The 24,811-nt window shown below is 52.4% G+C and carries 16 protein-coding genes; 5 read left to right on the top strand and 11 right to left on the bottom strand.

Translation table 11 applies throughout. The features are described from left to right. Positions 1-85: 85 nt before the first annotated feature. The 10 genes from D7Z26_RS18695 to D7Z26_RS18650 form a co-directional block, all read right to left on the bottom strand. Positions 86-2,395: an FAD-dependent oxidoreductase gene (locus D7Z26_RS18695; protein WP_120978545.1), complete on the bottom strand. Its 2,310-nt coding sequence runs from the start codon at positions 2,393-2,395 to the stop codon at positions 86-88. 53 nt (positions 2,396-2,448) lie between these two features. After that, positions 2,449-3,549, bottom strand: a complete 1,101-nt coding sequence (locus tag D7Z26_RS18690; protein ID WP_120978544.1) for a M14 family zinc carboxypeptidase — start codon at positions 3,547-3,549, stop codon at positions 2,449-2,451. Positions 3,550-3,744: 195 nt separating this feature from the next. Next, positions 3,745-5,502, bottom strand: a complete 1,758-nt coding sequence (locus tag D7Z26_RS18685; RefSeq protein WP_120978543.1) for an ABC transporter ATP-binding protein — start codon at positions 5,500-5,502, stop codon at positions 3,745-3,747. Between the two features lie 173 nt (positions 5,503-5,675). Next, positions 5,676-6,323 carry a response regulator gene (locus tag D7Z26_RS18680; protein ID WP_120978542.1) on the bottom strand — a complete coding sequence of 216 codons (648 nt, stop codon included), beginning with the start codon at positions 6,321-6,323 and terminating at the stop codon, positions 5,676-5,678. 5 nt (positions 6,324-6,328) lie between these two features. Next, complete coding sequence (locus tag D7Z26_RS18675) at positions 6,329-8,521, bottom strand: sensor histidine kinase (RefSeq protein ID WP_120978541.1); 2,193 nt, start codon at positions 8,519-8,521, stop codon at positions 6,329-6,331. A gap of 302 nt (positions 8,522-8,823) precedes the next feature. Next, on the bottom strand, positions 8,824-9,624 hold the full coding sequence (locus tag D7Z26_RS18670; RefSeq protein ID WP_120978540.1) for a hypothetical protein: 801 nt from the start codon (positions 9,622-9,624) through the stop codon (positions 8,824-8,826). Next, complete coding sequence (locus D7Z26_RS18665; protein WP_120978539.1) at positions 9,617-12,097, bottom strand: FtsX-like permease family protein; 2,481 nt, start codon at positions 12,095-12,097, stop codon at positions 9,617-9,619. The genes D7Z26_RS18670 and D7Z26_RS18665 overlap by 8 nt, the downstream gene beginning before the upstream one ends. Then, the gene (locus D7Z26_RS18660) at positions 12,094-12,786 is read right to left on the bottom strand and encodes an ABC transporter ATP-binding protein (protein ID WP_120978538.1); all 693 of its coding nucleotides are present in this window, start codon (positions 12,784-12,786) and stop codon (positions 12,094-12,096) included. The genes D7Z26_RS18665 and D7Z26_RS18660 overlap by 4 nt, the downstream gene beginning before the upstream one ends. 173 nt (positions 12,787-12,959) lie before the next feature. Beyond that, positions 12,960-14,348 carry a DJ-1/PfpI family protein gene (locus tag D7Z26_RS18655; RefSeq protein WP_120978537.1) on the bottom strand — a complete coding sequence of 463 codons (1,389 nt, stop codon included), beginning with the start codon at positions 14,346-14,348 and terminating at the stop codon, positions 12,960-12,962. A 167-nt stretch (positions 14,349-14,515) separates the two neighbouring features. Beyond that, on the bottom strand, positions 14,516-14,914 hold the full coding sequence (locus D7Z26_RS18650) for a hypothetical protein (RefSeq protein ID WP_120978536.1): 399 nt from the start codon (positions 14,912-14,914) through the stop codon (positions 14,516-14,518). A 211-nt stretch (positions 14,915-15,125) separates the two neighbouring features. Here D7Z26_RS18650 and D7Z26_RS18645 point away from each other — a divergent pair, with 211 nt between their 5' ends. The 5 genes from D7Z26_RS18645 to D7Z26_RS18625 all read left to right on the top strand — a co-directional run bounded on the left by D7Z26_RS18645 (position 15,126) and on the right by D7Z26_RS18625 (position 20,454). Beyond that, positions 15,126-15,818 carry a FadR/GntR family transcriptional regulator gene (locus tag D7Z26_RS18645; RefSeq protein WP_120978535.1) on the top strand — a complete coding sequence of 231 codons (693 nt, stop codon included), beginning with the start codon at positions 15,126-15,128 and terminating at the stop codon, positions 15,816-15,818. A 188-nt stretch (positions 15,819-16,006) separates the two neighbouring features. Beyond that, entirely contained in the window at positions 16,007-17,338 is a 1,332-nt protein-coding gene (locus D7Z26_RS18640; protein WP_120978534.1) for an ABC transporter substrate-binding protein, read from the top strand. A 143-nt stretch (positions 17,339-17,481) separates the two neighbouring features. Next, on the top strand, positions 17,482-18,402 hold the full coding sequence (locus D7Z26_RS18635; RefSeq protein WP_233567040.1) for a carbohydrate ABC transporter permease: 921 nt from the start codon (positions 17,482-17,484) through the stop codon (positions 18,400-18,402). Beyond that, the gene (locus tag D7Z26_RS18630) at positions 18,402-19,238 is read left to right on the top strand and encodes a carbohydrate ABC transporter permease (RefSeq protein ID WP_120978533.1); all 837 of its coding nucleotides are present in this window, start codon (positions 18,402-18,404) and stop codon (positions 19,236-19,238) included. The genes D7Z26_RS18635 and D7Z26_RS18630 overlap by 1 nt, the downstream gene beginning before the upstream one ends. 52 nt (positions 19,239-19,290) lie before the next feature. After that, entirely contained in the window at positions 19,291-20,454 is a 1,164-nt protein-coding gene (locus D7Z26_RS18625) for a trans-sulfuration enzyme family protein (RefSeq protein ID WP_120978532.1), read from the top strand. A gap of 97 nt (positions 20,455-20,551) precedes the next feature. Here the strand turns inward: D7Z26_RS18625 and D7Z26_RS18620 are convergent, their stop codons facing one another. After that, entirely contained in the window at positions 20,552-24,769 is a 4,218-nt protein-coding gene (locus D7Z26_RS18620) for a GGDEF domain-containing protein (RefSeq protein WP_120978531.1), read from the bottom strand. Positions 24,770-24,811 lie beyond the last annotated feature (42 nt).

The raw sequence follows: 24,811 nt of genomic DNA, 5'->3' as shown, positions 1-24,811 counted from the left end.
AGAGGCGGCGACACTCGTCTAACGCAGAAGAGAGAGGAACGGGCGAATTCGCCCGTTCCTCTCTCTTTGCGTCCCGTATGTCCCTTTACTTTGAAGGCCTATAACAGCGCACCTCGTAGATCGCCGCGGACGGATCTCCGTTCGTTGCCTCGATCACGACTCTCAGCTTCTCCGTGAGAACGCTCTTCTCCAACCGGTGGCGACGGTGGCGGTGATAATTCCCTGCGACCGCCAATACTTGCACCCAACTGTCCTCCGTCCAAGCTTCGATCCGGTAGTCCTTCGGACACTGCGGGTCGCGGTAGAACGGCGCATATCCGCGATACTCCCATAACAAATGGCCGGGGAAGGTTAATTCCACGTGACCGATCTCTTGCCGATCGCTCCACGATAGCTCTAGCCATTGCGGTAGCTTCTCGCCGCTATCCGAACGCCATAGATTCGTATAGCGATGCGGGCGCGTCACGCCGCTAAGAACTTGCTCCGGCCCGAAGCTACGTTGCGGAGGATCGACCCGGAAGCTTCTCGTCGGACCGTTCCAATCCCGTCGCATTTTCCCTTCGCCCATCTCGTAGGCGCAGGCGTGTCCGGGAACGACGATTTCTCCCAAGTGCCACGCCACATGCGGATTGGCCAGCAAATCCAGGCGGACGTAACTGGTCGGCTTCAAGCCGGTTTCCCGATTCAATCCGACGTCCCAATCGATCCACTGATGCGCGCCGGGAGCGATCGTCAGAACGGTCGTCGCCAGCGGCGGCTCGCCCAGCTCCGTCCGATAATCCCAAATATGCTGCATCGGAAGGATGACCGCTTCCACCGTCTGCGCGATGTCGGATAAGTTCGACAAGCATACGGAAACCCGGTTTAACGTCGCTTCTTCCGCGATGGCGAGCCACTGTCCCTTGCGTTGACGAAGATGTTCGTCCTCGGGAAACAGCTTCCGTTCCGCAGTATCGCCGATTTGCACCCCGGAACCCGTGCAAGCTTCCTGGCTGCTTGCCGTAACGAGAGCGCCGCGCGCCAAGTCCGCCTCGTCCTCGTTCGCGCTGTTCGGCAGGAAGCAGCCGTCCCGGAGCAGCGTCTGTTTCACTTCGCGAATCGCGCGGCTTGGTACGTCCGCGATCGGAATGCCCCGCCGCAACGCGATCGCCGCCGACGTGCCGACCGCTTGTCCGACGATCGCCGTCGTTCCCATGACGCGCACGGTGCCGAGCGCCGCGTGCGTGACGCTAATGTTGCGGCCGGCCATCATCAGATTGTCGACGTCCTTGGAAATCGTCGAACGCAGAGGGATGCCGTAAGGGCCGCAATAGCTTTTAACCATATACGAAGTCGTCTCCACATAGCCTTCGGCGCTCGCCGGCTCGCTGGTAGGCGCAAGCAGACCGCCCGGCGTATGCAAGTCAAGGAACCATCCGCCGTAGGCGATCTCGTCCTCGAATACGGTCTTGTTCAGTGGATCGTGCTCGGTCATGAGATATTGTCCCATGATGCGGCGGCTTTCCCGCTTGCCGGGCACTTGGCCGATCCAATCCAGCGCGTGGTTCTTGGCCAGTTCCATCGTATTCGGATCTTTGTTCTTGATCCAATCCCAGACGCCAAGCGCGTACTTCGTCAGCTCATGGCGAATATCCTCGTTCCCGTTGATCGTGTGCCAAGGCACGCCGATCTCGATCCACCAATAACCGCCGCGCACGTCGTTGGGATTGCGCCCCTGCTTATAGAAGAAGTCCGGATCGTCCAGCTTGGCCGCCCAGTCCGGCGCGACGAACGGCGCGGGAGCCCCCGTGTCCTTCGTCTTGAAATGAATCGAACTCCCCATCACGTCCCCGCTCGCCTGAGCAGGAGCATGCGGCTCGTCGAATTCCTCCCGCGCTTCCGAGCCCATGCGCCATTCGCATCCCGCGCGATCCGCGACGATGCCGTCTCCCGTGCAGTCGACGAACACTTCCGCGAACAGCTCGAGCTCGACTTCCGCGTTCGCGACGAGACAGACGACCGACCCGATTCGCCTCGTGCCGTTCATTCGGACATCCAGGATCGACGTGTTCAGATGGAAGGTCAGATTCGGCGTACGCATGGCCAAGTCGTACATCGTCATGTCCCATACGCTGTTCGTCCAGCCGTTCTCGAATATCGTTTCGTGGTTGGCCGCCCGTTCTTCTATCATTAGCTCCGAAATAATTCCGGTTTCTTTCGCGTAAGCGTGAAAAGCCGCCGCACCGTGCGGAGTTACCCGGACTTCGGACGAACTGTTGCCTCCGAATACCGGCCGATCCTGCACGAGACAGGTTCGCGCGCCTTGTCTAGCGGCAGCCACCGCAGCGCAAAATCCCGCCAAACCGCCGCCGCAAACAACGACTTCATATCGCTCCGTCCGATTCGTTCTATCCATGCTCCCTGCCCCCTACTCCATAATTGTCCTATCGCTTTTTGCCTTGGTATTCCTCAATCCTTTTCGCCCAAATAGATCTTTAGCGCCTGTGCCATACGCCTGCCTAACCGCCGAAGCGAATCGGCCGTGTACTGCATATTGACGAGACCGAAATAGGGAATCTCCATCGAAAAAGCCATCGGTACGTTTTCCTGAATCATAAACGAGGAACAAGTGGGATACGGCTGGTTCCAATCATCACCCATCTCGATATCGTAGATCGGATCATACGGAATGTCCCGGTTACGGTCTAACCCCTGCGTCAGATCGCTTAGCGCTCGCCCGAATCGTTCGATCCGGCGGTCTGCCTCGGTACCTGTCTTAACGAAAAAGACATGATCATTGCGTTCGCCCCATTTGTGCGGGCAATGGAAATCAATGCCGACCTCGGGCCGCAAAGCACGCACATATCGCATAATCGCTTGCGTCACTACATAAATCGGTTGATCTATGTAATCCCGATTATGGTCGTGCGGTGCTCTTCCTTTGCCTTGATCGCCATTTTCGACCCCGTCTATGTCAACGAACGGTACGAGATGTATGCAAAATTTATCGAGAAACCCGGATTCGGTATGATCCTCTATCAATTGTTCCAGCAAACCTTCCAATACGTAGTTCACCGTCGATTCGCAGGCATGGTGACGACTGGAGAAGAAGATATGTTCCGGCGCATCCGCGTTGCCGATCATTAAGAGAGGAACTTCTCTCTCTTCTTTGGATTGACAGAGGGTGTCAACGCGCACAAAGGAACAATCCTTGAATTTGTCATAAAACTTTTCGAAGTGGTGCAATTGATAAGGCAGCGAAAATGCGAAATAAACTTCGGGGTGAGTCGAAACGAATCGGTAAACAAATGATTTGGAATTTAGTAAACTTTGTTCTCCGAGCCATACCCAGTTCACTCCATCCGTACTGTAAGCTGGTCCCCACGGTCCTAGCACTTCGCCATTCGTGAATTCGAAGACGATTTCTCTTTCTTCTTCGCAACGGACGCAGAAATTCCAGTAAAACCACCAATTGACGGAATCGCGGATGTCCTGCTCCAGTCTCACGACTTCATCCTGGGAAATTACCTTAATATTGCCGCCTGCATAGTCCGAGCGAATTTGGATCACGCGTAGCCCTCCTTAAGACCGTTTGCGCCCGGCACTTGACCTATCCCATTAGCCAAATAAAATTCCCCTTCCGCTCGCAGATCTCCAGTAGGAGATGATAGCGGTTTCTCGCTTGCATCACCCACTTTACCGCGCAGGGAAAGGGAATAAAATAGCTTCGTTTTTGATTTGATGCCTTCATTTGGGGCGCGGTTGCTAGGCAACCGACATATCCGTCGAATTCTGTTCCGTATAAAGAGCTTTGTAGTATTTGTCCGCTGTCAACAAATCATTATGGCATCCGCTCTCGATGATCCTTCCTTGCCTCATTACGAATATCCTATCCGCATGGATAACCGTCGAGAGCCTATGCGCGACCATAATCACGGTTTTGTCCCGGCTTACCTCCTGAATCGACTGGTGGACCAGCTTTTCGCTTTCGTTATCCAAGGCGCTAGTCGCCTCGTCCAGAAGAATTACCGAAGGATTTTTTAGAAAAACGCGAGCCAAGGCAATTCGCTGCTTTTGTCCTCCGGACAGCTTGACGCCTCTCTCGCCGAGCTCGGTTTCATACCCATTGGGCAAAGCGCAAATAAAATCATGCGCATAAGCTTTCCGAGCTGCCGCGAACACTTCCGCATCCTCCGCTTCAAGCGATCCCATTCGAATATTGTCTATGACCGAAGAGCTGTAGAGAAAGCTGTCCTGCGTCACGATGCCGATTTGCTCTCGCATACCGGATATGGAAAGCTCCTTCATATTTACGCCGTCTATGAGAATTTCGCCGCCATCCGGATCATACATACGAGTCAGAAGCTGCAGGATCGTACTCTTCCCGCCCCCGCTTTCTCCTACGAAGGCATAGGTTTTCCCTTTCCGCAAAGTAAACGACAAGTCCTTAATGAGTTCCCGGTCGGGCCGATAGGAAAAGGACACCTTCCGAAACGTAATCGAGTCGGCAACCTCGTTGATCGTACGCGGAAACTCCGTTTCTTTTATCGAGACGGGCGTATCCATAAAGTCGAACACTCTCCGAAGCGCAACGTTCCCTTCCGTTATCGCCGGGAAGGCTTGAACGAGCGCGGACACGGGGCTTCTCATCCGGTCCACGTAGGCAAAGAAAGCAATTAAGGCGCCTAACGTTAGGTTGCCGTCGATGACGAAAAGGCTGCCGGCCAACACAACCACGAAGGGAATGGCGTCGCTCAGCACATTAACCGCCGACAGGGATAGAGCATTGATTCGGGCTTGGCGGTCGGTAAAATGCTCATACCGAGCCAGATGCCCGTTCAGCTCCTCCTTGTCTTTTTTCTCGGAAGCAAATAATTTGGCCAGAAAGGCACCTTGGATCTTCTCGAAAATAAACCCGTTCAGAACGGAGCGGTAGTTCATCATTTGCTGAGTCGTGCTTTTCAACCGTTTCGAAAAGAAATGCGCCAAAACGAACTGCATGCTTACTAGCATGACCGCGAGCAGACTGAGCTCGAAATGTAACGAGAACATGATCCCGACGACAAAGGCGAGCACGGTCAGCTCAATCCAAATGTTCGAGAAAACCGCGGTCATGTAACCTCTGATTTTCTCGATGTCGTCGAAAAACCGCGTGCCGATTTCCCCGCTTTTGTTGTCCGTTAAATATTTTGCATCCAATGTATAGATCTTGCGGAACGCGTCCGTGCGAAGCTCTTTGATGATATTGTTATTCGCCCTGTGCAGGAAGTACTGCCTGACATACTCCATAGGTCCCCGGACCAAGAAAAAAACCGCAAGCACGATCGCCGTGATGAACAGCAGCTGCCGCACTTTATCCCCATTCGGAACGGAGGCATTCTGCAGCAGCTCGTCAAAAACGTATTTGATGACGACCGGCACGGAAAGGGGAATCAAAAATCGAAAGACGCTGCCGGCAAAGCCCAGCAAATAAAGCCCCTTCTGTTTCTTGACATACGGTTTGAACGGTGGCAGGACTCCCATAAGTTACGCTCCTCATCTCTTTTTCGGCACCTTCAACTGATATGCCTTTATCTTAGAGCGGCGCAGTCCCTGCCGACGCGCAAATCTCGCGGCCGTTCCCGCAATATTTTGCGGCTTCCGCGCATTCGTCCCGACAATAAAAAAGAGGCCGGTTCGCACCGGCCTCTGTCTGATCAATATAAATCCTCGGTGGGGAGAATCCCCAGGCTTTTCGCCTTCTTGATAACGTCCACCCGAGAGTTGACATGCAGCTTCTGGAACAATTCCGTCAGATTATATTCCAGAGAGCGTTGGCTGACCATGAGGGTTTGGGAAATTTCCTTGTTGCTCTTTCCTTTCGCCAATTCGCGAAGGAGTCGATCCTCCTCTTGACTGATCGTCGTCGGTTCATGATCCGATTCGCCCTGCACCGTGATTTCTTGGCGCCTTAGCTGCCGAAGCAGCTGCATCGGGATAATCGCCTGCTTCCTCGCCGCACAGCGAATGGCCTGAATCAACTCGTCGCGGGCCGAGGTTTTGGAGATAAACCCGGAGACGCCCGACTCCATCAGCAGATTGAAATGCGGGGCAATCTCGAACCCCGAATAGATGAGAATGATCGCATCCGGAACGTAATCGAGCAATTTGCGCGCGAGGTCCGCGCCGTTGATATTCGGCATGTACAAATCCAGAAGAATAACGTCGAATTTCTTGAGCCTAACCAGATCCGGTACGCAGTAGACGTCCGTCTCGATCGTGACATGGATATCCGGTTCCGATTCGATCAGCATTTTGGTTCCCTCGACGACCGAGCGATGGTCGTCGACCAATAAAATGTTCATTTTTCTCACCTTTCCGACGTTTGTTTGGGAAATGTTACGGTCACATGAAACCCCTGGCCCGGAGCGGATTGAACGTCCACTTCCCCTTCCAAGCTCAAAACCCGCTTCTCGATTCCCGCGATCCCCATATGTTGATAAGAGCTTTCGAGTCCCGCCAAGTCGATCCCGACACCGTCATCCGCATATCGGAAGCGAATGTGATCTCCGCCGTCCTCTAGCGACATGGCCACTCGGTTTGCCCGCGAATGCTTGGAGGCATTGTTCAGCAGCTCCTGCACGATCCGGTATACCCCAAGAATTTGATCTTCATGCAACGGCGCGTCCAGCTCTCCGGCAACAAACTCGATCTCGTAATTGGAGAACATGCGGGCATATTCGAACAAGCTTTTGAGCGATTCGACCAACCCCATTTTCAGCAGAAAAGGAGGACGAAGCTCGTTGCACGTAATTCGAATTTGATGAATGGCATCGAGCAGGCCATTCTCGATCTGAACCAGTTCCGCCTGCGCATTGTTGCCGAACTTGTTGGCCGAGCGAAGCGACTCCAGCTTCCTATACCAGATGATAAGGTCCTGCAGCACCGAGTCGTGCAGGTCGCTGGAGAGGGCGGCCCGTTCCTTCTCCGACAATCTGAACAGAAGCCGCAGCATCCATTTCGGCGTCTCGTTGGTTCCAACCAAGTATTCGAGCCGTTTCATCAGATCTTCCGTCCGATGAAGGTTATCGTACAGAATTTTCACGTAATGAACGGCGGTATCCAGCCATTCCGCTTCGATCTTGGCAAGCGGCTCGCTAATCTCGATGCACAGATAGACAGGCTGCGGCTTCTCGCCGATGCGGATCCGAATGCGATCCGCAACGTGACGGTCACCGAGTGTCTGCGCATCCAAGCCTTCTTCTATCCTGACAATCGCCATCGGAAGCACGCTTCGCACTTCATCGCTTAGCCGCTTTTCCAGTTCCGCCACCTTCATGACGTTCCCCAGATCGCTCGACAGCCGGTTCAAGCTCATCTGCAGGAATTTGGAGCGCTCTTCGCTGCGGACCAGGTCCCGCTCCTCCTGCTTCCGCTTGGTGATATCTTTGAGTATGCCGTGAACGCCGTTAAGTTTGTCGGACAGAAAAATGGGAACGAAGGTGATACTGACGATCCGCTCGCCGCGATCCATCCTCGCAAGCCTGCATTCGATGTCCCTCGGTTCTCCTTGCTGCATGACCTCCAAAAGCGTCCTAAAAACGGACGGATGGTCCTCATCATGGATCAGACCGATGAAGCACCGGTCCGTCAGCTTGCTCATCTCGATTCCGGTGGTCCGTTCGAACGCCTCATTTGCATTGACAAAATGCAGGTTCTTCAACTCGATCGAGAAGACCCCGTCCAAATTGTGCTCGAACAGCGATTTATACCGCTGCTCGCTCTCTTCGAGCGCCAACTCCGCTCGTTTTTTCTCGTTGATGTCCAGAATGATGCCGTCCAGTCTCTCCACGTTGCCCAATCCGTCCTGATGGGGGTGAACGATCAACTGCCCCCATTTGATTTCTTCGGGAATATGAACCCAGCGAAATTCCTTCCGGACCGGCACTCCCTTGTCTAGCATCTGCTTGACTTCGCCCATAAGCGAGTCGTTATCCTCCGGATGGATAGAGTCATGGATCCGAATCGGCCTCTCGACGATTTCCTCCTTGGGAATGCTGCAGATCTTCTCCGTATTCCCCGCGAAGTAATGATGGCGCGAAAAATCCTTGTCCGTTGACCAAACGAGGGCATTCACGTTCTCAAGAATGTTCTCCAGCAACTGTTCGGTTTGTTTGCGCCTGGTTACGTCACGGACAACCGCGACAACGTATTTGACGAGGTTGTCGGCATCCAGAACAGGCTTTACTCTCGTCTCTACATAAACCAATCCTCCATCGGTATGAAGAATCCGGTAATCCACGTCGACGGGAGTTTTGGTTTCAATGGCTTTCATCAGCCACTCGCGTATTCGACCCCGATCTTCCGGCACGATCAGACCGAAAGCATCCATCCCCTCATACTCTTCTACGCTGTATCCGGTCAAGGCATGAATGGAAGGGGAGACATAGCGAACAATAGCTTCACTGTCGACCAGAACAATCGTGTCCATGGTGTTCTCCGCCACGATCCGATACATTTCTTCTCTGTCGTATGCCCGGATATCCGTTCGATTTTCAATCATAGGCTTATCTCCTCTTCAATCATCCCGACTTCTAACTCGATTATAGCGAAAATCCTGGATTTCAATCACGCAAAAAAATGAAGAGCCCCGCAAAAAATGCAGGGCTTGAGGAGAGTGATGCCGGCCATTTACTTGGAAATCTGCTTGAAGCTTCGCTTGCCGACTACATGTAAATCTTTCTTATTTATATCGGTCCACGTCCAAGCTATTCTCGATGCCGCATTCATTTCGGCTTGCCTATATTCCATCAACTTCTCTGCAACATAAGGATTCAAATTCATTTTCTTTTTCCCTTCCTATTTTCACTTTACATTCACCACGTAGGACACCGTAAATACTTTATTGTCTTTCTGGAATTGTCCCCATATCTTGTAGATCCCGCTCTTGGGAAATTCCGTCTCGAAGCTGGCCTCGGGACCGGAGCCCTGGTCATCATCGGCATGAACATGGATATACCGGTTTCCATCCTCCGATAAAACCACGACATGCCCGATGGCCCCCAAATACGGTTCCAAATCCGTAATCGGCTCGCCCGTTTTCTCGTCCTTGAAAGCGAAAGTAAGAGTCGTATCCTTCTTTGCCTCGAGATTATCGATCGTAAGCTTAACCCGTTTACCTTCGAAAACTTTGTCCAAATCGGCATCCGGAACAACCGGAACCGGCTCCGCAGGACTCCCCTCGACGCGAACCCATTCCATCTTCGTCATCGCGTCCCCTCCGGTCGGCTTAAAATCAGCAATCAGCTTGTATTCGCCGCCGGACGGAAAGTCATTGGAGATTTCGAAAACGCCATTGCCTTTGTATTCCGGGTGAATGTGATGAAAATAAGCTAGATCTTTACTGATTACGATCAAGTGCAGCAGCTTCTCATGATTAACATCGAACTCTTCGATCGGTTTACCATCTTCTTTGTTGATCTTGAGCCGGATGAATGTGCTTGCCGCGGACGCTTGATCTTGCTCAAGCGTCCATACCGCCTCTACGTTGTCGGCCATGATCCGATCGCTGACGACGGACACCTCCTCTTTTTCCCAGGATGAATTCGATCCGCAAGCGGACAAAAATACGGACATCAAAATGACGAGCATAATGGATTTATTCATAACGAAGCGCCTCGCTCAATCGTGTTTTTGCGGCTCTGGAAGCCGGCGTAAAGCTGGATACTAAGCTGATCAGTATTCCGAACGAAACAATAATCAGCATGATTCCGATCGGTATCCCGAATTGATAGGTTAAGGAGTTAACCTCCAGGAACGTTGACGTCAAATAAATTAATAGAATTCCGAACACGCAACCGACCACGGTTGCCGCCAATCCGATTCCGAACCCTTCCAGCATCACCATCCGTATCAATTGGCCGCGAGTCACGCCGACCGCGCGCATCATGCCGAGCTCGCGAACGCGCTCCATAATATTCATAAGCAGCGTGTTCGTAATTCCGATTCCCGAGATGATGACCGAAAGAATGATCAGCAAATCGATAATGGCGAAAGAACCTGTATAGGCGGATCCGACAATGGATACCCAGTCCTCCGGGCCGAACATTTTCATAATTCGGACGCCGAATTGATCGAAAATCCGTTCCCTCAATTCCAGCGGGCTTGTGCCTTCCTCTTTCAGAACTAAGGCATTTTTCTCGTATTTCGGCCCGAAGCTGGCGATAAAGGCGTCTTCCTTCATATAAATGCCGTACCCGCCGTTTTTCATGGACTGAACAATGGCAGCCACTTTGAAGGATTGCGTACCATGCAGCGTCCCCAGTTCAATCTGGTCTCCGACTTTACCGCCCCAAATTCCGTAAGCGATCTTGGACATCAAGATTTCGTTAGGACCCAAATCTTCGATTAACTCGCTTCGCTTTTTGCCTGTTACCGCGTATAGAGGAAAGCGGTCTATCCACTCTGCCCCTACTCCGTACACGGGGAGCTTGCGTTTTTGCCCGTCCAGCGTCCAAATCGCGTCATGCACGCGATACGTCTGGGCATCCTTTACGCCTTTTATGCGCTTTAGGTCCTCCAAATCCGTTTTCTCAATATGGTGCAGCATGACGTCCAGGTTACCGCCATAGGAAGAGTAAATGACTTTCTCGTACGACTGGACCAGCGCGGAGTTCAAAGAGCTCATCAAAACGATCATGGCGATTCCCAGACACAGGATGACGGAAGTCATCGAGGTACGGCCTAAGTTTCGGCCCAGATTGCTTGCCGCCACTTTACCGCTGAAACCGAACGTCGATCCATAGATCGGCCTAAGCATCGCAACGAACATTTGAAACAAATAGGGATACACCATGGCCACGCCGATCAATATCGGAACAACCAGAAGCAGATGCTTGATGAAAAAAGCCGACGCGATCAGGACCACGCCCGCGATGCCTTGCCACTTCTTAAAAGAGGAAGATACGGACGCGTCTTCTTTCAAAGCCTGAATAACGCTAACCTTTCCGGCTTGACGGATCGGGTAGAGGGCGGCGGCAATCGGCACCAGAATGCCGGCAAGAGCCGATACCGCAAACCCTTTGCCCAGCAGCATGCTCCCCCCGTTCAACAGACCGAACAACATGAAGATGACGGCTTTAAGCAGGTAAGCAAACCCGTAACCTACAGCTAATCCCGCAGCGGTTCCGACTACAGCGAGCAGAATGACCTCGGACAAGACTAACGCCTGCAGCTGCATAGTCGTATATCCGATCGTCTTAAGGGCGGCAAATTCGTTCTTCCGCTCTTTAATGCTTACGAACAGGGAGTTGAAGATTACAAAAGCGCTTAAGGCGATTCCCAGAAATCCGGCAATATAGAGCGCGAGGTAAAAAGTGTTTATTCCGCCGGCTTCGGTATCGAAATCGATGACGACCGGCTGGAGATAAATATTTCCGTAACGTTTGATCCGTTCGTCCGCTTGCTGTTGCACGGCCTCGGGGCTGGTTTGGGACTTGATTTGCACGGTTTCGATTTTGCCGGGTAAACCGAACCAATCCTGGACCAGCTTCAGGGGTACCGCTATCGACCAGGGATGGTATTTGGCCATCATCCAACTGGATGGCCCCATCAGGTCCGAAGTATATTTGACGATCGCGGAAACTTTTATCTCTTTGGTTCCGCTATCCGTGTCGATGGAAAGAGTATCGCCTACGGAGACCTTCCAGACGGCTGCCGTTCTGTCCGTAATTACGGCGCCGCCCGACGTTAGATTTCCTTCGGTTACCTTAAATGCGGTAAGCGGGGTATCCAGATTGCTGTACCCGCTTAGGTCGACTCTTTTCTCGATCGCAGAAATTCCTTTTTGTTCCCACCGTAATCTGGCGCTTTGTTTAAGAACCGCGACAGCATCCACATTCGGCAGGTTCAGAATCTCTTTATGCACTTCTTCCGGGAAATAAGCTTCCGTACCGGAAACGGTAAAGTCCGCTTTGCCAAACGCTTCCTTCAAATAGAGGGGAAACGCCCGCTTGGCCGTATCCACGGAAGCGATAACTCCAAACGTGGCGCTTACCCCGATGACGATGGAAACGAAGGTTAACAGCGTACGGAGCTTGCGGCGCATTAAATTACGCCATGCGTTCTGCCAAAGGCTCATAAAAGGTCCTCGCCTTCCACGCCGCCCTGTACCACTTCTCCGTCTCGAATCAGGATGATCCGATCCGCCTTCTTCGCGGCTTGCCGATCATGCGTGACCATGACGATGGTCATTTGCTCCTCTTTGTTCAGTCGGGATAAGAGCTGGAGAACGTCCTCGCCGTTTTTCCGATCGAGATTCCCGGTGGGCTCATCGGCAAGAATGAGCCGGGGTTTCATCGCCAGCGCTCTTGCGATGGCCACGCGCTGCTGCTGTCCTCCGCTTAATTGGGAGGGGAAGTTTCTTTGTTTGTCCTCCAGATTAACGTCCTGCAGTAAGCTTATTACTCTCGAATTCATTTCGGCTTTGGGCGTCTTGTTGGCCGCGAGCGAGAGTGCGACGTTTTCCGCAACGGTCATCATGGGCAGCAACTGATAGTTTTGAAACACGAAACCCACTTTCGTCCGGCGAAACAGCGTTCTTTCTTTTTCGTTAAGATCGTTCAGCTTTACGCCGTCTACGGTAATGCTGCCGGAGCTTGGAAGGTCGAGACCTCCGATCAATTGCAACAAGGTGCTTTTCCCCGATCCGCTTGGCCCCATGATGGCAATAAACTCTCCTTTTCGGATGTGAATGTCGTTTGGTTTCAACGCCGTGAATTTCCCCGCCTCCGAAGCGAATTCTTTGGTTACTTTTTCAAGCTTAATCATTTTATCCGTCCTCCGTTGTTGGAAATTCTATTCCTGTTCCTTATGAGATCATCATAAGACGGAACGTCACGGGCGAACGCGCAAACGATGAACGCTTCCCCGCAAATTATTGCGTACGCCGCGCAAAATGCAAATCCACAACCTAGGGCGGCTGTGGATTTGCAACTCTTTATCTATTTTGCTGGACTTTGTAAACTTTTTTTCTTCATAATGAATCGTCTATCGATTGCGAAAGCTACGAGCAAAGCCAGTAAAACGGTTAACAGCAAATGAATATATGTTCCAAGCGGCAATTGTCTGCCCTCAAGATGAATGCCGTCGGCACGATATTCAAATCGTTTAATCGCGTGCTTGGCGGTTAAAAGGTCTTCCTGTTTCGCTAGATCTTCCAACGGCGCTTCGAAAACGTATCTGTTCGGTGCATCGCTGTGAATAAGGAGGGTCTCTTTCGCTTTTCCTTTTTCATTCCAAAGCTCTAGCTCTGTTGCTGCAAGAGTTTTGGCGTCTCCGCCCGGGACGATCATTTTGTCCAACTTTGGAGCCTTCGCAATTTGATGCCTTGCCAATAAATTAAGATGATGTTTCGTCGTAATCGGCGTATCCGAACTCGAAACGGTCAAGAGTTGCGTCGTTCCGGTGTCCCCGTAGGAATCGAATACCGAAGATAAAGCCAGTTCTTCCATTCCTTCGTATAGAAGTACGCCCGTCTGTTTCTTATTCCAATGGAAACCAATATTTAGCCAATAGGTCGCCAATTTGATATCCGTGTGAAAAGGACGATCCACCTTGGGATTTTGAACGAACTGGTACGAAGGATAACTCATCTCCTTGGCTATTTTCGCTGCCATCGGTTCGCCCAATTGCTGAGAAATCAAGTGAAGCACGGCATCGATGCCTGCGCTTTGGCCGGCTGAAGTCAAGGTATTTCCGTCTTGAACGTATCGCACGTCATCTTTCCATTGCGTATCCTTATATTGGTCCGTTAAGATCGGTAACCATTGCCAGTGCGAGGTGGCCGATTTCCCTTTTAACACGCCTGCTTCGGCAAGATTGACCGACCCGCCGCAAATGCTTAAGATCGTAGTGGTCTTATTGCCGGAATGCTTCTGAATCCATTCGCGGGTCGGTTTATATTTCTGTTCGCTAACTAGAGGCATATAAGGGACCGCGATAATATCAGGGCTTTTTTGCAACAGGTTATCCAGCTCGTCATAAGAGTAATGCGGGATGACATCCAGTCCGCCCGATAAAGTCTTCGCGTTTTTATCCGGCGCTACGGCATAGACATTATAAGCATCCGTCATAGAAAGCAGCGCGTAAGGAATAAGAAAGTCAAAGTCTTCGGTTGCAGTCGGCAAATCCGCTAACACGACCGCCACCGTAGGTTTATTAGGGTCGTATTTGGGGATAGGCAGATCGCCTTGCAGCGAAGGAACCGGTTCATGGCGGACGTTATAGTAAAAATCTTTCTTATGGCTAGTAAAGCCGTAAAACCCGACTCCCCCCACAATTACGACGAAAGTCAATAAATAAACAGCTATACGCAGCAATACCTTCTTCATTTTCTTATTTCCTCCTCGAATTCTGATGTATCGATCATACAAGGGCATGGGAACTCGCAACGCGCAAACGATGAACGCCTCCCCGCAAATAATTGCGTACTCCGCGCAAAAGCCGGCAGCAACTAACGTTGTTCAAAAAAAACCACAACCTCGTGTGGTTGTGGTTTTTAATGGTGAAGGCGTGATGCAAACCGCATTAAATACCCTCCGATCACAACGTCAACTGCAGCGCAAAACAACGGATACCATTGTGGAACGCCGGGATTGACGAATAATCTATCGTGCACGACATCGAACACCGCATGAGCTAACCAAAGAATCCCGACGATTCTAGCTGGCATCTCCACGCGGAATAACAGGCACGCCGCTCCTCCGATAATAAAAGGCGCTCCCCATAGTAACTCCATTGCAACCGCGGCGTAGTCCGCAGCGACGAGAGCGAAGGTTACGTAGATGAGGGGAAGTGAAATGACAACGGCCGAGTAGAGCCAACTTAATCTATTAACTTTGCGCGTTAGTAAGATCGACGCGACCCCAAGTAATATACCGACAAGTACTTCTAACAATCGCTGTTGCCTCCTTGTTGTCAAAATGTCAAAATGCCTCGCGCTAACATGTATCGATCATACCTCTGAACGCGAACCTGAAACGCGCAAAAAATTGCAATCCCCCGCAAATTTCAAAAAACACGGAGTTGGAAATCAATTGACAGTGCAAGGATTGATCCTCTATTATTTAACCTATCTGATAGCTGTGTAGGAGAGGACGAGGTCTGGGATGAAACCGGTTAAGAGAGTGCTCGTGCATGAGCTTGCGGCTAAGGAGCTTCAGTCTTACATCGAGAATGCCGGCCTGAAGGAAGGAGACAAACTTCCGCCTCTCGAGGAGCTATGCGAGATGATGCAGGTCGGCCGATCGTCCATGCGGGAAGCGCTTCGCTATCTGGAAGCGCTGGAGATGATCGAGATCGTCAACGGCAAAGGCATCTACGTACGCGACGTCGAAACCTATCGGCTCTTCGCCAAGGTCAAGGTGGAGGACTTCAAGACGATGTTGTTGCACGTGAGCGAGGTGCGACGCGCGGTCGAAGGCCAGTGCGTAGAGCTGGCGGCGTTCCGGGCGACCCCCGAGGATATCGCGGAGATGGATTATTGCCTAGGCGAGATGAAGCGGCTGAAAGCCATCAATGCCGACAAGTCGCAAATCGACATGAGATTTCACCAGGCGATCTACAAGGCCTCCGGCAATCCGGTTCTGGAGAGCGTGATCGGCTCGATGTGGGAGATGATGGAGCATTTCTGGCAGTACCCGTTCGGCAAAGCCGACATCTTCGAAGACACGTACGAATATCACTTCACGCTGGGGGAAGCGATTAAGAGCAAGGATCCCGCGAAGGCGCGCGCCGAATTCAATATCATTATGGACTTGGTCGAGCAAGGGATTCAGAACGCGACCGCGCAAATCAAGTAAAGGGATTCCTTTCAACCCTCCTCCCCATTTAATAGAGTGCAATGCACAATATAAAATCTGTCGGCAAAGGTCACAACCTTTCTTGACAGATTTTTTATATCTATGCTAGTATCATCCTATCAGATAGGTAGATAGGCTGATGGCTAGAGAGATACTGCACACACCATTATTTTAAGGGGGCATCATTCATGTTGAACATGAAGAAAGCAGCAGGTTTTGTAGCGGTCCCGGTTCTCATCTCCATGCTCGCCGCTTGCGGCAGCAACGACAGTAGCAGTAACGGCGCGAAAGAAAGCGCATCCAAAGGAGTTCAGAAGGTCAAGCTGACGATGATCGAGAGCTTGTCCAGCCCGAAGCGTACCGAGTTCCTGCAGCAGTCGATCAAGGAATTCGAAGCGCAGAACCCGAACATTACGGTTGAGTTGATTACTCCGCCGCTTGAAAGCGCTGACAACAAGATCAACACGATGCTCAGCGCGAAGCAGACGCTCGACATCCTCGAGGTTCGCGACATTACGGTCAAGCAGTTCGTCAATAACGGCTACCTGGAGAACCTGGACTCTTACGCGTCGCAGTGGCCGGACTACGGAACGCTGACGCCGGGCGCGCTGACGATGGCGAAGGACGTTGACAATAAGGCTTACTACATCCCGTACGGCATCTATCAACGCCAGCTGTTCTACCGGAAGGATCTCTTCGCCGAGAAGGGGCTGGAAGTGCCGAAAACGTGGGAGGAGCTTTATGAAGTCGGCAAGAAGTTGACCGACCCTGCGAAGAATAAATATGGCTACTCCTACCGCGGCGGCGCCGGCGGCGAACAATACATCACGCAGATCGTGCAGGACTATAACGGCAGCAACGTCAATCCGAAGGATTCGGTCTTTAACAATGACGGCTCGAGCATCTTCTCGACGCCAGGCGCGGTGGATGCGCTCGAAATGCTCAAGAAGATCTATAAGGAAGTCTCTCCGCCGGACTCCGCGAACTGGGCATTCGCCGAGCAGGTTCAAGGCTTCACGAGCGGTACAACGGCCATGCTGATCCAAGATCCCGACACGATCGATACGGTCGCCACCAGCCTGGATGCAAGCCAATGGGGCACGGCACCGCTGCCGACCGGTCCGAGCGGCGTCTCCCATTTCGTGCTCGGCGCAGCCGGATGGGGCATGACGAATTACTCCGAGCATAAAGAAGAAGCTTGGAAGTTGATCTCCTTCCTGTCCTCGCCGGAGCAGAACCTGAAGTTCGCGAAGACGTCGGGTGTTATTCCGATTCATACGACGGCTGGCAGCGACGAATTTTTCAAGACCGGTGCTTATGCTCCGTACATCGAGATGGGCAAACAGCCGGAGAAGTACGTCGGCGTTAAGCCGTTCACTAACTATCAAGGCTATGCTCTCTATAAGAAGAACGGCACCGAGAAGGGACAAGCCTTCATCATGGGACGCACCGGCGCTGCCGACTTCGCCAAGGAATTCGATGAGTTCTGGAAGAAGGAAAAGGCAAACGACAAAGGCTAATCCATCGCCAATGACCGCAAGACCGCTAATGTGCCAATCGACTTAACCCGACCCCGAGTCGGCCATAACTTGACGCGGATGAGCAGAGCTTTGCGCTGCTCATCCGCCCTTTTATCCCCCGATACAATTGGAGGTGTGCGCCGGTGTCTACGCAAGCCACAACGAGCAAGTCGTCCCGCAAGTCGGCATCCGCCCTATGGTTCATCTTGGGCTGTCTGGCGCCGGCCATCGTGCTGGTTCTTGGATTCACGTATTATCCGATGCTTCGCGGCATCGTCATGGCCTTCCAGAATTATACGTTGTTCGATTTGACGAACGTGCATTTTATCGGCTTCGACAATTTCAAAGAGGTGCTGAAGAGCGACAACTTCTTGCTCGCCTTGAAGAACAGCTTCTATTGGGTCGTTGTCTCGTTGGTGTTGCAATTCGTGATCGGCTTCGGCATTGCGCTTCTGCTACGGAAGCAGTTCTTCGGCAGAGGCGTTTACCAGGGCATGATCTTCTTCCCTTGGGCGATGTCCGGCTTCCTGATCGGTCTCATCTGGCGCTGGCTGTTTAATGGCCAGATCGGCGTCATTAACGACCTGCTCATCAAGATCGGCATCATCGACATGCCGATCGCCTTCTTGTCCTCGCCTTCATGGGGCATGTTCGCCGTCATCGTCGCGAACGTCTGGTATGGCATCGCCTTCTTCGCGATCATGCTGTTGGCGGCGCTACAGTCCGTTCCAGAAGAAATCTACGAGGCGGCTGCAGTCGACGGCACGAACCGGCTACAGAAGCTGTTCCTGATTACGGTTCCGTATATTATGCCGACGATCTTAACCACCGTCATGCTGCGGGTCATCTGGATCACGAATTTCCCCGATCTCATCTATTCGATGACGAACGGAGGACCCGCGGGAAGCACGCACATTCTCGCTACATTTATGATGGACAAGATTCTGTACGGCGGCGAGTACGGCCAAGCGGCCGCGGTAGGCATCATCATGATGGTTCTTCTCGTCCTGTTCATGTTCTTCTACTTCTCCGCCTCCAAGCATGAGAAGGCAGGTGATTTCTGATGACCGACAAACGATCGGCCGGAGAGAGAATCGTCCGGATTCTCGTCATGGCGGCTTTCCTTATCGTCGTTATCTTCCCGTTGTACTGGATGCTCATTACTTCGCTGAAGCCGAAGAAAGACATTTTCAGCCTACCGATTCATTATTGGCCGAAGACGTTAACGTTCGAGAACTACGAGAATATTTTCAAAATTACGAAGTTTCATATTTACATTATCAACAGTTTGGTCGTCTCGCTCGGGGCGGCGCTGGTCGTGCTCACCATCTCGACGCTGAGCAGTTACGTGCTGGCAAGATTCAAATTCCGGGGCAGCAGTCAGGTAATGTTCTTCTTCTTCCTGACGCAAGTCATCCCGGCGTTTATCGGCTTCGCACCGCTGTACCTGATGATGTCCAAGCTGAATCTGGTCAACAGCCTGTCGGGTCTTGCCCTCGTCTACACGGTGATGGCGATTCCTTTCAGCACCATTATGCTGAAGGGCTTCTTCCAAAGGGTACCGTCCAGCCTTGAGGAAGCGGCGCAGATCGACGGATGCTCCCGGCTCGGGGCGCTGGTCCGGGTTATCATGCCGGTGATGCTTCCGGGGCTCTCGGCCACCTTCATCTTCTCCTTTGTCCAAAACTGGAACGAGTTGTTCTTCTCCGTCATGGTGATCGACAGCGAGAAGCTGAAGACGATTCCGGTCGCGATGAACAGCTTCATCACGAAATTCGACGTCGACTGGGGCTCGATGTCCGCCGCGACGGTGCTGTCGGTCGTTCCGACGCTGATTCTGTTCGCACTGTGTCAGAAACTCATCGTCCAAGGCTTGACGCAAGGCGCCGAGAAGGGCTGAGCCGAACACGCGATATGCAACTCAAATCGGAAATGAGAGAAGGATTGGAAGTATGACACTTAATCGCTTAACCGGAGCGCAGACGATTGTGGCGCACGATCCTCATGACGAACAGCATCACGGAGCGGTTACGAAGCCGATCTACCAGAACAGCTTGTTCACCTTCGATTCTTACGATCGCTTTCTTGAAGCGCTGCAGGACGAGATCGGGACAAGCGTCTACAGCCGGGGAACGAATCCGACAGTAACGGAACTGGAACATCGGCTTGCAAAGCTTGAAGGCGGAGAACAGGCGCGCTGCTTTGCCTCCGGCATGGCTTCGATCTCGGCGGCCATTCTTTCGGTGGTACGCGCGGGCGATCATATCGTCTGCATCAACGAGGCCTACGGTCCCGCGGTTCAGTTTATGGGAAACTACTTGACCAAATTCGATATCGAGACGACCTTCGTCGACGGCAAAGATCTCGGCGCGGTTGAAGCGGCGATGCGCGAGAATACGAGACTGATCTACCTGGAAAGCCCGACGAGCTTGTTCTTCAGCATCCTCGATATCCCGGCCATCGTCGGAATCGCAAAGCGCGCCAACGCGAGGACGATTATCGACAACACGTGGGCGACCCCCTGTTATCAGCGCCCGCTTGAGATGGGGGTCGACCTCGTCGTGCATTCGCTAACCAAATATGTCAGCGGGCACAGCGATGCGATAGGCGGCACCGTCATCGGCCGGTCCGAGCTGATGAAACCGCTCATCAAAGGCGAATTCATGTTGCTCGGAGGCATAATGACGCCGGCGAACGCGAATCTCATCATGCGCGGCCTCCGCACGCTTCCGCTGCGGATGGAGAAGTATCACCGGCAAGGGCTTGAAGTCGCCGCTTGGCTGGAGAAGCACCCGCTGGTGGCGAAGATGAACCACCCGGGCTTGCCTTCGCATCCGCAGCACGAGCTGGCGACGAAGCAAATGTCGGGTAGCGGCAGCTTGTTCTCATTCGAGACGGACATTCCGCTCGAGACGATGCGCCGCTGGGCGGAGAGGCTCCGCTACTTCCGGATCGGGGTCAGTTGGGGCGGCTACGAGAGTCTCGTTACGGTGCATCCGGTTCCGACGAACCGGCCGGGTTCGGCAAGGACGCTCGTTCGGCTGTACATCGGTCTAGAGAGCACGGATGAGCTCATCCAAGATCTCGTTCAGGCGTTCGAGGGGATCGAAGCATAGGGCGATCGATTTTTTCTTCACCGACACAAAAGGCCGCATCCCTCTTCCACAGGGATGCGGCCTTTTCAGCGAGTACAATAAGCTCGGTTTGACATGGTCAGGCATTCGCCCAAACGGCGACAACCTTGTTCTTGCCCGTTTTCTTGGCTTGGATTTCCGCGGCGTCCGCGCAACGAATCAACTCGTCGGCCGAATCGGCATGGCACAGCTCCATGGAGGCGACTCCGATGCTTGCGGTCACTTGATACGGCTTGCTCGGACCGCCGAATTCCAATTCGATCTGTTTGCGGATGTCCGAAGCCATCAGAAGCGCATGCCTACCGTCCGTTTTCGGCAAAATGACGACTAGTTCTTCCCCACCGTATCGGCCGGCAATATCATGCTGCCCCAGCATCGACCGGATCGAGTCGGCGACTTGCCGAAGAACCGCGTCTCCGACGTGGTGACCGAATTCGTTTACCTTGCGGAAATCGTCCAAATCGATCATCAAGAGCGAAAGGTCGTGACCGTAGGTTTTGAAGATCGCGACTTCCTGCTCCAGCATCTCCATAAAACTCTTCCGCGTGTAAAGCCCGGTCAAGCCGTCGATCATCATTTGCTCGTTCAGCACGGCATTCGCGATGTGCGGCTTGATCATTTGAAGCAATTGCTCCAGTTGATCGTTTTCCTTCGGATGATTCATGAAGACGTCCATTCGAATGGACTGGGTTTTCTCGGAAAACAAGGTGAAGCTGAACTTCTGCAATTGCCCCTCTTGAAGCCGGTAAGGTTCCAGCATTTGACCGTGAATGGGACCGAAAGCCGAATAATATTCCCGCGACTTTTTGAAAGACAGGTCGAACGAGATCGTTACGTAAACGATAGGATAGTATTCGAAGATGGCGAAATTCACGCGGTCCATCGTTTTGGTTAAGTCTAACGAATTGGGCAAGTAATCGAACAGCCGGATCGTCGTCAAATAATTCAAGGATCGTTCGATATAGTCTCTTCGTTCCTCGAGAATCCGCCGTACGTGCGGATCATCGGCCAGTTCCCAAGAAGCCGGCAAACCTTCCGGAACGAGATAGGCTTCCAGCTCTTGTTTCGTTTCTTCGAAGCGACCGTCTTTTTGGATCATGTAATAGCCGTTGATCGCTCTGCGAAGTAGAAGCAACCCTTCCGTTCGGTCGCCCGCGCGAAGGGCATGGATTCCTGAAATGTAGTAATAATCCGGCCAAAAAATATGGAAGGCATCGGTCTCGATGAACCGTTTAAACCGAAGCAAAGCCACTTTGATATCGGCGGATTCGGAATTCCCTCTCAGCATAACGAGAAGCATTTCCCGATATGCCCAGCCTTCCAGCATGGAATAACGAACGCCGCTGCATTGCCGGAACAGGGTGCAAGCCTTCGTTATTTGACCGTCTTCCACGCATCTGAGCGCTTCGATGAACATCGCGATTTGCGGCTCTTGCACGACGTGAGCCGGATCGGGTATCGGACTTCCTTTGAGATAGGCGGCGTAGCTCCGATTCAGCTCGAGCCTCGTCTTGGCATAATCGCTCGTCTCCGGAACCCGGCCCAGTTCCTCGTCCAACTCCCAGTTTCTCCACTCGCACGCGTACATTCGGGTGACGTCGCGATACACTTCGAGAAGATCTTTCCGCTTTACTTCTCCGACGCGGTTCCGATGATAGTGGAACGCCGTCATCTCTCCCAGCAGGAGGGAAATTTCCATGGCGTTAATGTGTCCGACTTCAAGAAAGTAAGGATTTCCGAGTTGGATTGCTCCGTGGATAACCTTTTCCAAATACGGGCGCGCCTTGCTGTAGTTTTTCTGATGAATGTACATATTGTAGACGCGCAAGATCAAATCCGGATACGGAAAGTAATGCAGCAGGGACTCCAGTTTGTTGAGTAGCGCGATGTTCCAATCGTTAAGGTCCGGGTAATAATCGAAAATAAAGCCGATGAAGTAGTAGGACACGTAAATAAAGTCCCGACGCTGGATCAGATGACGGTTTGGATAGATGTGCTCCGTGTAAAAATCCTTAATGAACTGTTTATCTTGCGGTTCTAGCTCCAAGAAGCTCCGGTTCGTCACGAGAATGCACATCGCGTCGAGCTTATCGCTCAGCTTATGGCGGGGACTCCTTAGGTAATCGAGCAGTTCCGCTTTGTGCTCGGATAGATCCAGCTCGTCCTGCATCATTTTATAAAACATGAGCTTAAAGCGGTCTCCGTCCCGGATGCCGAGCCGAACGAGCTCCTCGCACGTTTCCTCGCACCTTTTCAATTCGCGAAAGCCGTCGTACACAGGCAAAATCAACCTGTACAGACTAGGCATGACCCGCCGGCCCAACTTCGAGTTCAAATTGATCAGCCATTCCAACGCCATTCTCATTTGTTCGGACGAGAGCGATTTGCGGTGCCGCCTGAAGTAAAGCATTAGGACGGTATATTCCCATTCGTCATTACCGGATTTTTGGGCGAGCCGCAGCATTCGAAGGGAGGAAGGGCTTTCAATCGCCGACATATAGGTAAAGGCGTCCATATAGGCCTGGTTCATCAAATCGACGTACGGAAGGCGATCCATCATTTCTTTGATTTCCTTCGGCACGAAGATGCTGTTCTGATGGAATAGCAAAATAAGCCCGCGCTCCGCCAAGAGTTGCATGAGCGAAAGCAGCCTTTCAAGAGGAAGGCCGTTGGCTTTGAATAGGTTCCATGCCCGAATCGGAGTCGGCAAGCAGCAGAACAAAGCGAGAATCCGCATCTCCTCGTCGTCTAGCGCCTTTAATTTCGCCGCGCAGATGGAATACGGATTCGTCCCTTCCAATGGAGCGGTGAGCGTTCCCGTCGTCCATCCTTCCCGGGAAAGGGAAAGCAAGCCCTGATCGATAAAAGCTTTCAGCATCGGCGGGGTATGCTTCGGATCGGTCTCTTTGTCGGACAGCCATTCGGCTAGAGGCGCCAGCGCGCGCGAGTCGGCCCGGCGCAGTTGTCTGAGCATAAGCTCCGCATAGGAAGACGCCTCTTTGCCGAGAAATTTCACGCGATAAGTATCTTCGGCGAAAAGATAATCGTTCTCGGGCACCGCTCCGCTAAAAATAATGAACAATCGCGGCATTTTTTCCTTGTTCCGATTCCATGCGCGGTCGAACAAGACCAAAGATTCCTTATCCGTGCCGGAGCATTCGTCAAAAACGATGTAGACGTTTCTGTCCCCGACGACGGCCATGAATTCCTCGTAAAAATGCAGCAGCCATTCCACGAACAGCCCGAAAACGGCTTTTCCGAAATAATATTGCTGAATCAAAAACTGCAGCCGATTGGCCAAACCCGAAAACGGCATTTCGTACTCCGGGGCATGCGCTCTAATAAATCCGTAGATCGTACGGTTTAACATTTCTTGAATCGTGGAAAAAGGGACGTCCGTGCATTTGACCGTAATGAAGATTTGCGTCTCCAACGCTTCGTTCATATGGAAACGCAACGTTTCCGCCACGAGCGACTCGTCTTCGTGAAAGATCGAAATTCGCTGACCGCCCTCGGCTTGCAAAAAACGCCGGAGTACCCACTGGCTTTCCGCGGTTATCGGCGGCTCCGCGGGGTACAGCCATGCGTGCGGATCCGATCCCAGATCGGGCAAACGCTCGGTCCGATCCAACTCGAACAGGCCGCGAATGTCGTTAGCCGCTTCTTCGATGAACAAATAGTCGGGCTTGTCCGTCAATCGCTTATATAACGTTTGCAAACCCTCGTTCCGGACCCGTTCTCCGAACAATTCCGGCATAACGCTACCCGCCGCGTAAAAATCGGAAATCCGATGGATCGCATAGGTCCGGCCGAACGGAGAAAACAATTCGTAAGAATAGTCGGGCAAAGAATAGTTCAAAAAGGGGTAAACGGATGTGAACGGCTGCACGCTTAAGACGATCCGAAGCGACTCGGGGTGGACGAATACGATATCGGACGGAAGAAATCCCATGTAAAAACGGTTGGCGTGCAAATAGCCGAGCGTATCCAGTAACGACGCGAACGCCTTCGCTTTATCCGCGTCGGAGAACGAATCGTCCCTGCCGAAGTCGGCGAGCGAAACGAAGCCGTCCGGCAGCGGGGACAGCCTGACGTCCAGCCGATTATCGGTTTCGCTCCACTCCTCGATTCCTCTCAGCCGGGAATCTGCATCGGCGATCGATTGCCATTGCTTCAATCGGCCGATGATTTGACTCCGTTCGAAGTAGTTCCACGTTTGCGGGCCGAAACTTATAGACACATCGCCGTAAGGGGGATTTTTGGCGTTGACCTTTAATAATCCGTCTGTCAATTGCATCTGAAACCCCTTTCAACGCGCGGCTTATCTTTTATCCATTAT

The organism is Cohnella endophytica (assembly GCF_003628305.1).
Classification (GTDB): Bacteria; Bacillota; Bacilli; order Paenibacillales; family Paenibacillaceae; genus Cohnella; species Cohnella endophytica.
The sequence above is the reverse complement of the archived record's forward strand: the minus strand, read 5'-3'. Positions and strand labels throughout refer to the sequence as shown.

What these genes read in the sequence shown, in the direction of transcription:
- D7Z26_RS18695 (WP_120978545.1), bottom strand. Translation starts at nt 2,395, where the DNA reads ATGGATAGAACGAATCGGACGGAGCGATATGAAGTCGTTGTTTGCGGC.
- D7Z26_RS18685 (WP_120978543.1), bottom strand. Translation starts at nt 5,502, where the DNA reads ATGGGAGTCCTGCCACCGTTCAAACCGTATGTCAAGAAACAGAAGGGG.
- D7Z26_RS18680 (WP_120978542.1), bottom strand. Translation starts at nt 6,323, where the DNA reads ATGAACATTTTATTGGTCGACGACCATCGCTCGGTCGTCGAGGGAACC.
- D7Z26_RS18675 (WP_120978541.1), bottom strand. Translation starts at nt 8,521, where the DNA reads ATGATTGAAAATCGAACGGATATCCGGGCATACGACAGAGAAGAAATG.
- D7Z26_RS18670 (WP_120978540.1), bottom strand. Translation starts at nt 9,624, where the DNA reads ATGAATAAATCCATTATGCTCGTCATTTTGATGTCCGTATTTTTGTCC.
- D7Z26_RS18665 (WP_120978539.1), bottom strand. Translation starts at nt 12,097, where the DNA reads ATGAGCCTTTGGCAGAACGCATGGCGTAATTTAATGCGCCGCAAGCTC.
- D7Z26_RS18660 (WP_120978538.1), bottom strand. Translation starts at nt 12,786, where the DNA reads ATGATTAAGCTTGAAAAAGTAACCAAAGAATTCGCTTCGGAGGCGGGG.
- D7Z26_RS18655 (WP_120978537.1), bottom strand. Translation starts at nt 14,348, where the DNA reads ATGAAGAAGGTATTGCTGCGTATAGCTGTTTATTTATTGACTTTCGTC.
- D7Z26_RS18645 (WP_120978535.1), top strand. Translation starts at nt 15,126, where the DNA reads ATGAAACCGGTTAAGAGAGTGCTCGTGCATGAGCTTGCGGCTAAGGAG.
- D7Z26_RS18640 (WP_120978534.1), top strand. Translation starts at nt 16,007, where the DNA reads ATGTTGAACATGAAGAAAGCAGCAGGTTTTGTAGCGGTCCCGGTTCTC.
- D7Z26_RS18630 (WP_120978533.1), top strand. Translation starts at nt 18,402, where the DNA reads ATGACCGACAAACGATCGGCCGGAGAGAGAATCGTCCGGATTCTCGTC.
- D7Z26_RS18625 (WP_120978532.1), top strand. Translation starts at nt 19,291, where the DNA reads ATGACACTTAATCGCTTAACCGGAGCGCAGACGATTGTGGCGCACGAT.
- D7Z26_RS18620 (WP_120978531.1), bottom strand. Translation starts at nt 24,769, where the DNA reads ATGCAATTGACAGACGGATTATTAAAGGTCAACGCCAAAAATCCCCCT.